Origin of the sequence: Actinomadura nitritigenes, assembly GCF_017573545.1 — a bacterium.
Lineage (GTDB): Bacteria > Actinomycetota > Actinomycetes > Streptosporangiales > Streptosporangiaceae > Spirillospora > Spirillospora nitritigenes.
Genome location: NZ_JAGEOK010000013.1, coordinates 245,700 through 258,353 on the forward strand (window position 1 = coordinate 245,700; position 12,654 = coordinate 258,353).

The window sequence follows — 12,654 nt, forward strand, 5'->3', positions numbered from 1 at the left end:
GTGCACGTCCGCACCGGCCGGACGCCCGGCCGGTGCGTGCCCCGGCGCGCCTCAGGCGAGCCGGACGACGGCCTTGGCGCGCGTGAGGACCTTCTGGTCGCCCGACCTGGCGGTGAGCGCCACGACGACCTTGTTGTCGTCGAGCTTCTCCTCCACCTTGCCGCTGATCTCCAGGGTCGCGCCGCCCTCGTCGGGCACCACGACCGGCGTGGAGAACCGTACCCCGTAGTCCACCACGGCGCCCGGATCGCCGACCCAGTCGGTGACGAACCGGCCGCCCTGCGCCATCGTGAACATGCCGTGCGCGATCACGTCCGGCAGCCCGACGGCCTTGGCGAAGCTCTCCCGCCAGTGGATCGGGTTGAAGTCGCCGGACGCGCCCGCGTACATCACGAGGTTCGCGCGGTCGACCGGGTAGGTCTGCGCGGGGATCTCGGTGCCGACCTCGACGTCTGCGTAGTTCACCTTCGCGGTCATCAGGCCCCCCGCTCCACGATCGTGTTGTAGGACTTGCAGATCAGCTCGCCCTCGACGGTCTTCACGTCCGTCTCGACGACCATCTTCTCGTTGTTGCCGATCGACCTGATCTCGGTGATCGTCGAGGTGCAGGTCACCACGTCCCCGGCGCGCATCGGGCGGGTGTACTCGAAGCGCTGCTCGCCGTGCACGACCATCGCGTAGTTGAGGTTGAGGTCCGGGTCCGCGAGGCCGGCGTTGCCGAGCGACACCACGATCGGGAACGTCGGCGGGGCGATGACGTCGGGGTGGCCCGCCGCCTTCGCGGCCTCGCGGTCGCGGTAGATCGGGTTGTGGTCGCCGATGGCGTCCGCGAACTCGCGGATCTTCACGCGGGAGACCTCGTAGGGCTCGGTGGGTGGGAAGCTTCGCCCGATGAAGTCGCGATTGAGTGCCATGCAGTCCGTCCCTCCAGGTCCCGGCGGGGTCGCGCGGCGGCGTCGCCCTCGTCCGAGCACATTTGCAACGTCTCGACGGACCGTAACAGAACGACGTTCAGCCCGCCCCCGCGGGTCTCACTGCGAGGAACGGGCTGATCGATGTCAGGGCAAGCGTGCCGAGAAGTCCGTCGCGGTCCGGTCGCCGGAGCGCCGTGATCGCCGGTTCTGCTGTTGTGCCGGGGACGGTGCGGGCCGAGCCGCGTGCCGTCCGGACCCTGGTCAGCGGGTCTTCCGGTGCGGACGGTGGGTCCTGGCCGCGTGCGGGAGCGCAGCGGGCAGTACTTCGCCGTCCGGACCCTGGTTAGCGGGTCTCCCGGTGCGGACGGTGGGTCCGGCAGTTGGGGCAGTACTTCTTGATCTCGAGGCGGTCCGGGTCGTTGCGCCGGTTCTTCCGCGTGATGTAGTTGCGGTGCTTGCACTCCTGGCAGGCCAGCGTGATCTTCGGCCGTACGTCGGTGGCAGCCACGATGGAGTGCCTTTCTGAGCTAGGAACATGGACTACGCATCCCGGCCGCCCGTGAAAGGGCGGCCGGAGATTCGACCCAGCCCTGCTCACCCCCGCGGGGGTGAGAGAGATGGGTAGTAGCGAGGGCCGGACTTGAACCGGCGACACAGCGATTATGAGCCGCTTGCTCTGCCTGACTGAGCTACCCCGCCGCGCTGGTCGGTGTGGACCGGTTATCAAGGATACCGGATGCTCACCTGACCTCGGAAACGCGAATTCCCGGACCGTGATCGGGGAATCGGTGTTCCGCGGGCCCCGCGGGCCGTCCCCCAGAGTACCCGGTGGATGTGGGTGATCCGGCGAACGCCCTGCTGGAACCGATGGGACGGTATCACAGGGCCCGGTTTGGAGCGAATCGGTCCACGCCCGCCCGTCCCGGCGCGCGCGGAGGTTCTTCCCCGCGCGACGGACGGCGGCCCGGAACGACGAAGGCCGCCGTCCGAGCGTTCCGGATGGCGGCCATGGTGCCGTTGAGCCCCTTTACGGAATCGAACCGTAGACCTTCTCCTTACCATGGAGACGCTCTGCCGACTGAGCTAAAGGGGCTTGCGTCGTTCGCGCAGGGAAAACGATACACGGACTCGGGACCGCGCGCGAACTGGATTGCCCGGGACTCCGCCGGCAGGCGTCTCCGCAGGTCAGCGCAGCAGGCTCCGGGCGATGACGAGCTGCTGGATCTGGCTGGTGCCCTCATAGATGCGGAACAGGCGCACGTCGCGGAAGAAGCGTTCGACGGAGACGCCGCGCATGTAGCCCATGCCGCCGAAGACCTGGACGCCGCGGTCGGCGACGCGTCCGACCATCTCGGAGCAGAAGTACTTGGCGCAGGACGGGCCGAGCTTGGTGTCCTCGCCGGCGTCGTAGGCGCGGGCGGCCTCCAGCACCATGGACCGTCCGGCGTACAGCTCGGCCTGGGAGTCGGCGATGAGGCCCTGGACGAGCTGGTACTCGCCGATGGCGCTGCCTCCCTGGCTGCGGTTCTTGGCGTACTCGACGGTGTCGTCGAGGATGCGCTGGGCGAGGCCGACGCAGAGGGCGGCGATGCTGAGGCGCCCGTGGGCGAGGGACGCCATGGCGGTGCGGAACCCGGTGCCCTCGGGCCCGACCATCGCGGTCGCGGGGACGCGGACGCCGTCGAGGAACACCTCGGCGGTGTGGGCGCCGCGCTGGCCCATCTTCTGGTCGGCGGGACCGACGGCGAGGCCCGGCGTGCCGCTCTCGACGAGGAAGGTGGAGATGCCGCGTGAGCCGGCGCCGCCGGTCCGGGCGAACACCATGAAGACGTCGGCCTCGGGGGCGTTGGTGATGAACCGCTTGGCGCCGTCGATCACGTAGTCGTCGCCGTCGCGGACGGCGGACGTGGACAGCGTGCTCGGGTCGGAGCCGGCCTCGGCCTCGGTGAGCGCGAACGCGCCGACGATCTCGCCGGACGCGAGGCGGGGCAGCCAGGCGGCCTTCTGCTCCTCGGTGCCGGAGTTCACCAGGACCTGCCCGGCGATGCCGTTGCTGGTGCCGAACATGGAGCGGAACGCGGGGCTGGTGTAGCCGAGCTCGAAGACGAGCCGGACCTCCTCGCTCAGCGACAGGCCGAGCCCGCCGTACTCCTCGGGGAGGGCGTATCCGAACAGGCCCATGTCCCGGGACGTCCGCCGCAGCGGCTCCGGGATCTCGTCGGTCTCCTCGATCTCCTCCTCGCGGGGGACGACCTCGTCGCGGACGAAGCTGCGGACGGCCTTGAGCACGTCGGCGAAATCCTGTGGCTCCATGGCGACATTCTAGAATCAGATTCCAAGATGTTCGCGCGGCGCCCCGGCTGTGCCAGGGTGATCTTCATGAGTGCGGCTCTTCATCAGCTCGTCGACGAGATCGTCCGTGCGGCCCTCGTCGAGGACCGGTCCTTCGGCGATCTCCTCCCCCGGTTGATGGGGGAGGCGCAGGCGGCGTCCGCCGCCGCGAAGACGGCGGCGCTGCCCCGGCTGGCGGAGGGCATCGCCGAGGCGCCGGTGAACCTCGGCGGGTGGCTCGCGGTCGTGTCCGGCGCCTGGATCGAGGACGGCGCCGACCCCGACCCGGTCGGCCTCGCCGTCGTCCGCCGGCTCACCGACGCGACCGCGGCGGCGCTCGCGTTCGGCAACGCCTGGACGGAGGCGACGGGCGGCAAGCCGCCCGACATGGAGGAGGAGCAGCCCTCCCAGCAGGTCTTCGACACCGTCCGGCCGGTGCTCGGCGACGGCACCGTGACCGCGATGATGTCGTGGTTCGCGCTGCCGCAGTTCGCGATGGCGTCCAGCACCGTCCTGCAGGCGTCCCCGGCCACCCGGGCCGGCCTGGACGACCGCGACTTCCGCGCGTTCGTCGCCGGCAAGGCCGCCGAGCACCTCCCGCACATGGACCACGTCCAGGCGCTGCTGCGGGTGCTGGACGGCGAGCGGATCCTCGTCCTGGACCGCGCCACCCGGCGCGGCTGGACGGTCGCCATCGGCGGCATCGGCGACAACTTCCAGCTGCACATGCTGCTCGCCGGCGCCCTCATCGGACGTCCCGGCTGCATGCCGGGCACCCCGCCGCCGCCCGAGATCGTCGCGTCCTTCCTGGACGCGGACGTCCCGCCGGGCCCGCCGATCGCGTCCAGCCCGTGGAACCTCGTCGACGCCCACGGCGAGTGGATCTACAACGAGGGCGTGCCCGCCGACGTCCCGGCCGTCAACGGCACCCGCGTCGTCGTCCTCGACCCGCCGTCCTACGAGCGCACCTTCCCGGCCGGGCGCCGGTTCCCGCGCATGCCCGCGACCCTGCGCGTCGACGGCATGCACCTGCCGGACGACCTCGCGGCCTGGTGGTCGCACATCGCCCCAGCGACCCGCTGACCCGCCGGGCCGCTGACCGCGTCCTAGAACCGCACCAGGACGGCGGTGGCGTCGTCGTGGCGCTTGCCCCGCGCGACCGCCTCCGCCTCCTCCTCCGCGGCCCGGGTCCGCCGGACCAGCTCGCGCGGGCCCTCGTCGTCCAGCACGCGCAGCAGGCCGTCCCAGTCCAGCAGGCCGAACCGCTCGACCAGCCGGGACGCGCCGTCGCTCAGCACCGCCGCCCGCCGCAGCCCCGCGGCGGGCACCTCCCCGGTCAGCCCCTCGTACGCCGCCTCCGGCTTGGTGCTCGCCACCCAGAACCCGCCCGGGCTGTTGCGCGCCTTGCGGACCGCGTCCAGCGTGTAGCTCGGCAGCCGGTCGACCCGGTCGTCCCGGACGACCCGGATCTCCCCGACGTCCAGCACGATCGGCGAGTCCGCCAGCACGAACCACTCCACCGCGCCGCCGCGCCGCCGCAGCAGCGACACCGTCGCGGACGGGCTGTCCGGGTTCTCCAGGTCGCAGGTCCCGGTGTGCGCCTCCCCCGCCACCTTGATCGCCTCGGCGACCAGGTCCGGCAGCGGCTTGCCGTCCTCCAGCGCCATCCGCGCCGCGATCTGCCCGCCGAGCCGCCGCACCAGCCACGCGGGGTCGTGGACGCAGCCGCTGTCCACCCCCGGCGGCGCCGTCGCCCCGTCCAGCAGCACGACCCACCCCGGCCCCGCCGCGACGAAGTCCTCGTTCGGCCGCCCCGGCGTCGCCTCGCTCGCATAACTCACCTGCACGAAGCCAGGTCTACCCGTTCGAACCCGACATGCCCGAAACGTCCACGAAACCCTCACCCTCCGTCCCGTGAACCTTGCCCTGAGCAGGGATCACTCCTCGACGGCGACGCCGAATCCGCGCGCCGGCAGTCGTCACCTCGCAGGCGGCTGGGGCTTAGGAACCGATCGGTGCCTGGCTAGGGCAGAGTATGCGGCTATGGGTCGTATCTCTGTTGTCACGGGGGCCAACCAGGGACTCGGGTTCGCTCTCGCCGAGGGGCTGGCGCAAGGTCTCACCGCCGCCGACGTCGTCTACCTGACGGGCCGCGACGCCGCCAGGATCGAGGCGGCCGCGGGACGCATCGCCTCGCCGGTCGCCGAAGTCCGCACCCGCGTGCTGGACGTGACCGAGGACGCGGCGGTGGCCGCGTTCGCCGACGAGTTGCGGCAGCGGCACGGCGGGGTGGACATCGTGTTCTCCAACGCCGCGGCGCGGCTGACTCCCGACACTCCATGGGCGGAGTTGGTGGGGCCGTTCGTGGACACCAACAATCTGGGCACCACGCGCATGCTGCGGTCGTTCTCCCCCATCCTGCGGCCAGGCGGCCGGCTGCTGGTGGTCGCCAGCGACTTCGGCACCCTGCGCAGCCTCCCAGCGAGCCTGCACGGAAGGTTCGACACCGAGACGATGTCGCTCGACGACGTCGACGCCGCCATGCTGGCCTGGCGGGACGCGGTGATCGCCGGCACGGCCGCCGCCGAGGGCTGGCCCGAGTGGATCAACATCCCGTCCAAGGTCGGTCAGGTCGCCGCCGTGCGGGTGCTGGCCCGCGAGCGCCGCGAGCGGGACAAGGCGGACGCCACGCTCGTCGCGGCGGTGTGCCCGGGGCTGGTGGACACCGCGGCGTCACGGCCTTGGTTCGAGAACATGTCCGAGGCCCAGACGCCCGAGGCGGCCGCCGCCGCTCTGCTCCGGCTGGCTCTCGGCCCGGTCCGTCCGGAAACCTACGGTGAGCTCGTGCAGTTCGGCGAGGTCCGCCCCTGGCGGTGATGTCCCGCCCCACGGGCCGAGCTCCCATTCGTCCAAGACTCGGGTGGGCCACGGTGGTTACCGTCCGGGCATGACGACGAACTCGGACGGGCGGCCTCCCGTTCACCGTGCGCCCGGCGAGGGGCGCCACTACGACATGGGACGCATCAGCGCGGTGTTCAAGGCGGACGGCGCGGAGACCTCCGACCGCTACTCGATCTCGGAGTGGTGGCTCGAGCCGCACACCACGGGGCCGGGCGCGCACCACCATCCGGAGGACGACGTCTTCTACGTCCTCGAAGGCACGATGAGCTTCCTCATGGGCGATCGCTGGATCGACGCCCCGAAGGGCTCGTTCGTGCTGGCCCCCGGGGGCACGCCGCACGACTTCCAGAACCGCACCGGCGAGCGGGCCGGGGCGCTCAACATCTCCGTCCCCGGGGCCTTCGAGCCGCGGATGCCGGGCATCGTGGAGTGGTTCCTCCAGAACCCGCCCGGCGATCCGGCGGACGCCTAGGGTCAGTTCTCGCGGGTCCAGGCGGGCCTGATCCGCACCTCGCTGAGGCGCCAGCCCGCGTCGGTCCGCACCGCGGTGCAGTTCTGCCGCAGGCCGCCCGTGAAGTGGGGCGCCTGGCCGTCGCGGTAGTAGTACACGATCGAGTTGGACGAGGCGGCCGCCTCGTCGCCGTCGAGGTCCACCAGCAGGTCGGTGGTCGTGTGCTGGGTTCGCTGGCCTTCGACCTCCCCGTTCCGCATGAAGTCGACGACCTTGTCGAGGCCGCGGAGTTCGCCGCCGCGCGGCGAGTGCACCGCCACGTCGTCGGTGAAGACGGTGGCGGCGTCGTCCCAGCGCGCCTCGTCGAGCAGGCGGGCGAAGCGGGTGAACAGGTCGGCGATCTCGATGCGGTCGGCGGTCGGCGCATCCGTGGGCATGACGTCTCCTCACTTCATTGGCATGGCCAATATTGGTTGCGCCAACTATATGCCCATTCGTTGGCCGTGCCAACAGTGCGGAGCCGCGCGAGGGCGCTCAGGCGACGTCCGCGCGGGCGTGCGCGCGGACCTCGCCGAGGTAGTCGGCGATCGCGTCCCGGTTGCGGGCGAGGCACTCGATCCGCCGGCTCATGCGGTCGAGCTCGCCCTCCAGGGTCGCGAGCATCTCCGGCGTGGCGTCGGAGAAGACGATGTTCCGCGGCTTGTCGAGGCACGGCAGGATCTGCTTGATGATGCGGGTCGGCAGTCCCGCGTCCAGCAGCCCGCGGACCTGCAGGACGCGGTCCACGCTCTGCTCGTCGTAGTCGCGGTAGCCGTTCGCGCAGCGCTGCGAGACGATGAGGCCCTGCTCCTCGTAGTAGCGCAGGAGCCGCCGGGAGACGCCGGTCAGTTCGGAGAGCCGCCCGATGCGCATATGTCCCACCTCACGCGATGCCGGGTTGACCTTCACATGGATGTGAAGGTTCGACGATACCCGGCATGTCCACCGAGAGCATCGACCGGCCCGCCGGTGCGCGGGTGCCGGTCCGCGAAGAGAAGCTGCCGATGGCCGCGCTGGCGGCCCTGGCCACCGCCGTCTTCATCACCAGCCTGACCGAGACGCTTCCCGCCGGGGTCCTTCCCGCCATGAGCGACGGCCTCCATGTGAGCGAGTCCGCGGCGGGCCAGGCGGTGACGGTCTACGCCGCCGGAACCGCCCTCACCGCCATCCCGCTGACCGCCGCCACCGCGGGATGGCGGCGCAAGCGGCTGCTCCTGACGTCCATGGCCGGGTTCGCCGCGGCCAACACCGTCACCGCCGTCTCGTCCGACTACCCGCTGACCCTGGTCGCCCGGTTCGTCGCCGGGGTGGCCGCCGGGCTCGCCTGGGCCCTGCTCGCCGGCTACGCCCGCCGCCTGGCGCCGGTTCGCCTCCAGGGCAAGGCGGTGGCCGTCGCCATGTCCGGCATCCCCGTCGCCCTCTCCCTGGGCGTCCCCGCGGGCACCTTCGTCGGCGGGGCGCTCGGCTGGCGGTCGCCCTTCCTGATCATGACGGGCCTCACCGTCGTCCTGCTCGGCTGGATCGCGGCGATCGTCCCGGACCATCCGGGGCACCCGTCCCAGGAGCGGCCCGGGATGCTGCGGGCGCTGACCGTCCCGGGCGTCGCGCCGGTCCTGTTCGTGACGCTCGTCTTCGTCCTGGCCCACACCATCCTCTACGCCTACATCGCCGCCTTCCTGAAGCATGCCGGCATGGGCGGGTCGACCGACCTGGTCCTGCTGGCCTTCGGGATCGCCTCGCTGGTGAGCATCTGGTTCACCGGGGCCCGCATCGACCGGCGCCTGCGCGCGCTCGCCATCGTCAGCGTCCTGCTGGTCGGCGCCGCGGCGGGCGTCCTCGCCGTCCCCGTCCACGACGAGGCCCTCGTCTACCTGGCGGCGCTGCTGTGGGGCCTCGGCTGGGGAGGCGTCCCCACCCTGCTCCAGACGGCCGCCGCCGACGCCGGAGGCAGCGCCGCCGACGCCGCCCAGGCCATGCTGGTCACCCTGTGGAACGTCGCGATGGCCGCGGGCGGGATCATCGGCGGGGTCCTGCTCGACGCGCTCGGCGCGGCGTCCCTCCCCTGGAGCGTTCTGCTGCTCCTGGTCCCGGCCTTCGCCGCCGTCGCGGGCGCCCGCGTCCACGGCTTCCCGGCCGTCAGGCCGCGCCCGTCCGAGTGAGGACGCCACAAGGCGCGGGCGCCCCCCGCCCGCGCCTTTGCGGGCCGGTGCTCAGGACTTGCCGTCGAAGGCGTCCTGCAGCGCCTGGACGTCCAGCTTCTTCATGGTGAACATCGCCTTGGTCGCCCTGGCCGCGGCCTCCTGGTCCGGCGAGACGATCATCTCGTGCAGCGCCCGCGAGTCGATCTGCCAGGACAGCCCGTACTTGTCCTTCAGCCACCCGCAGGGGCCCTCCTCGCCGCCGTCCGCGGTGAGCGCGGTCCACAGCTCGTCGATCTCCTCCTGCGAGTCGCAGGTGACGTGGACGGACACCGCCTCGTCGAAGGTGAACTGCGGGCCCCCGTTGAGGCCGACGAACTGCTGCCCGTCCAGCTCGAACATCACGATCATGACCGAGCCCGGCTCGCCCGGACCGGCCTCGCCGTACGGCACGACGCCGGTGACCCGCGAGTTCTTCACGACGGAGGTGTAGAACCGCGCCGCCTCCTCGGCCTGGCCGTCGAACCACAGGCACGTGCTGACTTTCCCCATGTCCCGCTCCTGACGGTCGTGAGTGGTCACTACCCAGGCAGACCACCCCCACCCCCGGAACTCATCGCCGCCCCGCCCGCCCGCGTCACCAGTCCCGCCATCGGTCGGTGAGAGCGGCCGGGTCGATGCCCTGGCGGCGGGCCAGTGCCTCGACGTCGACGCCCGCGTCCGTGACCGCGTGGTCGATGTAGTCGCAGAGTTCTTCGCGGTCGACGGTGTCGAAGCCGCCGCCGTCGGTGCCGTCGACCTCGTTCAGCGCGACGACCACGTGCTCGACGGCGGCCATGACGGCCTGGTCGGAGGCGACGTCCAGGGCGGCCAGCTCGGTCTCGAACGCGTGCAGCGCCTGGTCGACGCGCTTCAGGAACGCGTCGGAATGGATACCGAGCGGCCGCCAGTTCTCGGTGGGACGGGGGATCATGCCGGAACGGTAGCGGTCACGTCCGACGGCGCGCCCGCCCGAGCCGGGCCGCGCGGGCGTCAGGCCGGGGAGCCGTAGGGGCTGCTCATCAGGGCGATGACGGCGGCGAGGAGCGCCACGGAGACGACGGCGACGATCCAGACGACCGCCGGCCGGTCCGGCTTCTCCTCGGCGCCGGGGTGCTCCCGCTGCGCGAGGTACGCCCCGAGCAACCGGCCGCGCACGGGGAGGACCGCGATCGGGATGGAGGCGAACGCGACGCTGTAGAGGAACAGGATCGGCGACGACGCCCCGGGGCGGAGCAGGCTCGTCCCCAGGACGATCGCGGCGAACAGCGGCGTCAGCAGGTAGAACGCCCACTTGCCGCGGCCGTTCGGCTCGGCCCGTTCGCCGCGCGCGTCGTCCGGGACGTCCAGCCCGACCGGCAGGGCGCGGATGCCCAGCATGAAGAACGCCGTCGCGGCGATCGCGATCGTCCGCCAGCCGGACTCGGGGATCGAGAACAGCATGTCGCCTCGTCTTCTGCCGTCGCCGAGTATCCCTTGTCGATCACGAGGCGGTAAGGCCGCGCGGCGGTCACGGGATGGCTTCGAGTTCGAGCTGTTCGGCGACGGGGGCCGGGGCGGGCGGGGGCGGCGGGACGGGACGGCCCCGGCCGGGCCACCACCAGTTGGCGTGGCCGAGCAGGCTCATGAGCGCGGGGACGAGGACGAGCCGGACGATCGTGGCGTCCACGGCGACGGCGACGGCGAGGCCGAGCGCCATCATCTTGACGGTCGGGTCCGGCTGCGGGACGAACCCGGCGAACACGAAGATCATGATGAGCGCGGCGGAGGTGATCAGCCGGGCGGTGGCGCCGATGCCGATCACGACGCTCTCGTGCGGGTCGCCGGACCGCTCGTACTCCTCCTTGATCCGGGACAGCAGGAACACCTCGTAGTCCATGGACAGCCCGAAGATCAGCGCGAACATGAACAGCGGCACGAACGACATGATCGGGATGGCCTGGTCGACGCCGAGGAGGTGGACGCCCCACCCCCACTGGAACACGGCGGTGACGACGCCGAACGACGCGCCGATCGACAGCAGGTTCATCAGCGCGGCCTTGATCGGCACGACGATCGAGCGGAACGCGATCACCAGTAGCAGCAGCGCGACCCCGACGACGGCGATGACGACGGTCCGCATCCGGGACCCGACGGTGTCGGCGAGGTCGATGATCGCGGGGTTCTCGCCGCCGAGGTAGACCTTCGCGCCGGGGTGCGCGTCGCGGACGGCGGGGATCGCGGTGTCGCGGAGCCGGTGGACGAGGTCGGTGGTCGACTGCTCGTGCGGGGCGTCGCGGGGAATGACCAGCAGGGTCGCGGTGGTGCCGATGACGACGGGTTCGCCGACGGACACCACGCCCGGCACCGCGGAGATGCGCTGCTGGAGCTCCTGCGCGATGAGCGTGGCCTGCTTGTCGGGCTTCTTGCTGAGGTCGGGGGCGCCCTTCACGGCCGGCGCGGGAGGCGCGGAGGACGCGGCCGGGGCCGGGGCCGGGCCGGTGAGGCCGCCGAGGCCCTGGGGGCCCTTCACGACGGGCGGCTTGCGCTTGGCGGTCCGTTCCGGGCCGGGCGCCTCCGCGACCACGACGAACGGGCTGTAGTGGCCGGCACCGAACTCCCGCGCGACGATGTCGTAGGCCTGCCGCGCCTCCAGCTTCTTCGACGACATGCTGTCGGCCATCACGCCGAACCGCAGGCTGAGGGTCGGCACGGCGAGGGCGAGCAGGACGAGCGTCGCGACGATCGCGTACGGCCAGGCGTGCCGGTCGACGTGCCGGCCCCAGGACGTCCAGCGGGCGGACGAGCGGTCGGGCCGGACGCGCGGCAGCCGGTACCGGTCGATGCGGGGGCCGAGCGCGCCGAGCACGGCGGGCAGCAGGGTCAGCGAGGCCGCCACCATGATCGCCACGGCGACGGCGGTGGCGAGCCCGATCCGGCCGATGAACGCGACGCCGGACAGGAACAGCCCGCAGATCGCGAACACGACCGTCCCGCCGGCGAACACGACGGCGTGGCCGGAGTGCGCCATGGCGCGCCCGACGGCGGTCTCGGTGTCGTCGCCCTCGGCGAGCTGCTGCCGGTAGCGGGTGACGATGAACAGCGCGTAGTCGATGCCGGCGCCGATGCCGAGCATCGCGGCGACCTCCGGCGCGGTCGGCGCGACCTGGAAGAGCGACGCGGAGAAGTGGATCAGCGAGTAGGCGACGGCGAGCCCGCACAGCGACACGATGATCGGGATGCCGGCGGCGAGGAACGACCCGAACGCGAGGAGCAGCACCAGCATCGCCAGGAAGAGCCCGGCGCCCTCCTGCGGGCCGGTCTTCGGCTGGTTGAGGAGCATCGCGGCGATGCCGCCGAACTTGACGTCCAGCCCGGTCATCCGGGCGGGCTCGACGGCCTCGCGGAGGCGGTCGAGGTCGGCGGCGGTCAGGTCGCTCATCGTGCCCTTGAAGTTGAGCTGGATGGCGACGGCCTTGTCGTCCTTGAGCCCGCCCATGCCGGTGGCGTAGGGGTTCTGAACGAACGCGACCCGGTCGAGTTTCCCGATGTTCTCGATCGACTGGCCGATGGTGAGGGCGACGCGCCAGTCCGCGGGGCTCGCCTCCGGCGTCTGGGCGAACACGACCGTCGCGGTGGGCCCGGTCTGCGCCGGGAAGTCCCGGGCGAGGGTGTCGATCGCCTGCTGCGTCTCGGTGCCGGGCAGGCTGCTCTGCTGGACGAACATGCCGCCGTGCACGAGGCCGAGGACGCCGGCGCCGAGCATCAGCGCGAACCAGAGCTCGAAGACGGTGCGCCGCCGGCGCACGCACAAACGCCCCAGAGCGTCCAGGAAACGGGCCATGCTCGCAGAACAGCACGA

General features: G+C 71.9%; 15 protein-coding genes and 2 tRNA genes. 4 read left to right on the top strand and 13 right to left on the bottom strand.

The annotated features are described in order from the left end of the window. Positions 1 to 51: 51 nt before the first annotated feature. The 6 genes from J4557_RS21870 to J4557_RS21895 all read right to left on the bottom strand — a co-directional run bounded on the left by J4557_RS21870 (position 52) and on the right by J4557_RS21895 (position 3,227). A complete protein-coding gene (locus J4557_RS21870) occupies positions 52 to 477 on the bottom strand; it encodes a MaoC family dehydratase (RefSeq protein WP_208268544.1) in 426 nt (141 codons plus the stop codon). Further along, a complete protein-coding gene (locus J4557_RS21875) occupies positions 477 to 914 on the bottom strand; it encodes a MaoC family dehydratase N-terminal domain-containing protein (protein ID WP_208268545.1) in 438 nt (145 codons plus the stop codon). The genes J4557_RS21870 and J4557_RS21875 overlap by 1 nt, the downstream gene beginning before the upstream one ends. A 343-nt stretch (positions 915 to 1,257) precedes the next feature. After that, positions 1,258 to 1,422 carry a 50S ribosomal protein L33 gene (gene rpmG, locus J4557_RS21880; RefSeq protein ID WP_026404241.1) on the bottom strand — a complete coding sequence of 55 codons (165 nt, stop codon included), beginning with the start codon at positions 1,420 to 1,422 and terminating at the stop codon, positions 1,258 to 1,260. A 117-nt stretch (positions 1,423 to 1,539) separates the two neighbouring features. Next, positions 1,540 to 1,613, bottom strand: a tRNA-Met gene (locus J4557_RS21885). A gap of 321 nt (positions 1,614 to 1,934) precedes the next feature. Further along, positions 1,935 to 2,007, bottom strand: a tRNA-Thr gene (locus J4557_RS21890). Positions 2,008 to 2,099: 92 nt separating this feature from the next. Next, complete coding sequence (locus tag J4557_RS21895) at positions 2,100 to 3,227, bottom strand: acyl-CoA dehydrogenase family protein (protein WP_208268546.1); 1,128 nt, start codon at positions 3,225 to 3,227, stop codon at positions 2,100 to 2,102. Positions 3,228 to 3,293: 66 nt separating this feature from the next. Between J4557_RS21895 and J4557_RS21900 the strand changes: the two genes are divergently transcribed. Then, complete coding sequence (locus tag J4557_RS21900; protein WP_208268547.1) at positions 3,294 to 4,328, top strand: hypothetical protein; 1,035 nt, start codon at positions 3,294 to 3,296, stop codon at positions 4,326 to 4,328. Between the two features lie 23 nt (positions 4,329 to 4,351). Here the strand turns inward: J4557_RS21900 and J4557_RS21905 are convergent, their stop codons facing one another. Next, positions 4,352 to 5,092: a protein phosphatase 2C domain-containing protein gene (locus J4557_RS21905; RefSeq protein ID WP_208268548.1), complete on the bottom strand. Its 741-nt coding sequence runs from the start codon at positions 5,090 to 5,092 to the stop codon at positions 4,352 to 4,354. A 196-nt stretch (positions 5,093 to 5,288) separates the two neighbouring features. Between J4557_RS21905 and J4557_RS21910 the strand changes: the two genes are divergently transcribed. Continuing rightward, positions 5,289 to 6,122 carry an SDR family NAD(P)-dependent oxidoreductase gene (locus J4557_RS21910; protein ID WP_208268549.1) on the top strand — a complete coding sequence of 278 codons (834 nt, stop codon included), beginning with the start codon at positions 5,289 to 5,291 and terminating at the stop codon, positions 6,120 to 6,122. 70 nt (positions 6,123 to 6,192) lie between these two features. Next, a complete protein-coding gene (locus J4557_RS21915; RefSeq protein ID WP_243776138.1) occupies positions 6,193 to 6,618 on the top strand; it encodes a cupin domain-containing protein in 426 nt (141 codons plus the stop codon). Positions 6,619 to 6,620: 2 nt separating this feature from the next. Here J4557_RS21915 and J4557_RS21920 read toward each other — a convergent pair whose 3' ends face one another. Next, entirely contained in the window at positions 6,621 to 7,034 is a 414-nt protein-coding gene (locus tag J4557_RS21920) for a nuclear transport factor 2 family protein (protein ID WP_208268550.1), read from the bottom strand. 97 nt (positions 7,035 to 7,131) lie between these two features. Continuing rightward, the gene (locus J4557_RS21925; protein ID WP_208268551.1) at positions 7,132 to 7,509 is read right to left on the bottom strand and encodes a MerR family transcriptional regulator; all 378 of its coding nucleotides are present in this window, start codon (positions 7,507 to 7,509) and stop codon (positions 7,132 to 7,134) included. A 65-nt stretch (positions 7,510 to 7,574) separates the two neighbouring features. Between J4557_RS21925 and J4557_RS21930 the strand changes: the two genes are divergently transcribed. Beyond that, positions 7,575 to 8,795: an MFS transporter gene (locus J4557_RS21930; RefSeq protein WP_208268552.1), complete on the top strand. Its 1,221-nt coding sequence runs from the start codon at positions 7,575 to 7,577 to the stop codon at positions 8,793 to 8,795. A gap of 51 nt (positions 8,796 to 8,846) precedes the next feature. Here the strand turns inward: J4557_RS21930 and J4557_RS21935 are convergent, their stop codons facing one another. The 4 genes from J4557_RS21935 to J4557_RS21950 all read right to left on the bottom strand — a co-directional run bounded on the left by J4557_RS21935 (position 8,847) and on the right by J4557_RS21950 (position 12,636). After that, positions 8,847 to 9,326 (bottom strand): VOC family protein, encoded by a 480-nt coding sequence (locus J4557_RS21935; protein WP_208268553.1) that lies wholly within the window; start codon positions 9,324 to 9,326, stop codon positions 8,847 to 8,849. A gap of 85 nt (positions 9,327 to 9,411) precedes the next feature. Next, entirely contained in the window at positions 9,412 to 9,747 is a 336-nt protein-coding gene (locus J4557_RS21940) for a hypothetical protein (RefSeq protein WP_208268554.1), read from the bottom strand. A 59-nt stretch (positions 9,748 to 9,806) separates the two neighbouring features. Then, positions 9,807 to 10,256 carry a hypothetical protein gene (locus tag J4557_RS21945; protein ID WP_208268555.1) on the bottom strand — a complete coding sequence of 150 codons (450 nt, stop codon included), beginning with the start codon at positions 10,254 to 10,256 and terminating at the stop codon, positions 9,807 to 9,809. A 67-nt stretch (positions 10,257 to 10,323) separates the two neighbouring features. Continuing rightward, positions 10,324 to 12,636, bottom strand: coding sequence for an MMPL family transporter (locus tag J4557_RS21950; RefSeq protein ID WP_208268556.1), 2,313 nt, complete (start codon positions 12,634 to 12,636; stop codon positions 10,324 to 10,326). Between the last annotated feature and the right edge of the window lie 18 nt (positions 12,637 to 12,654).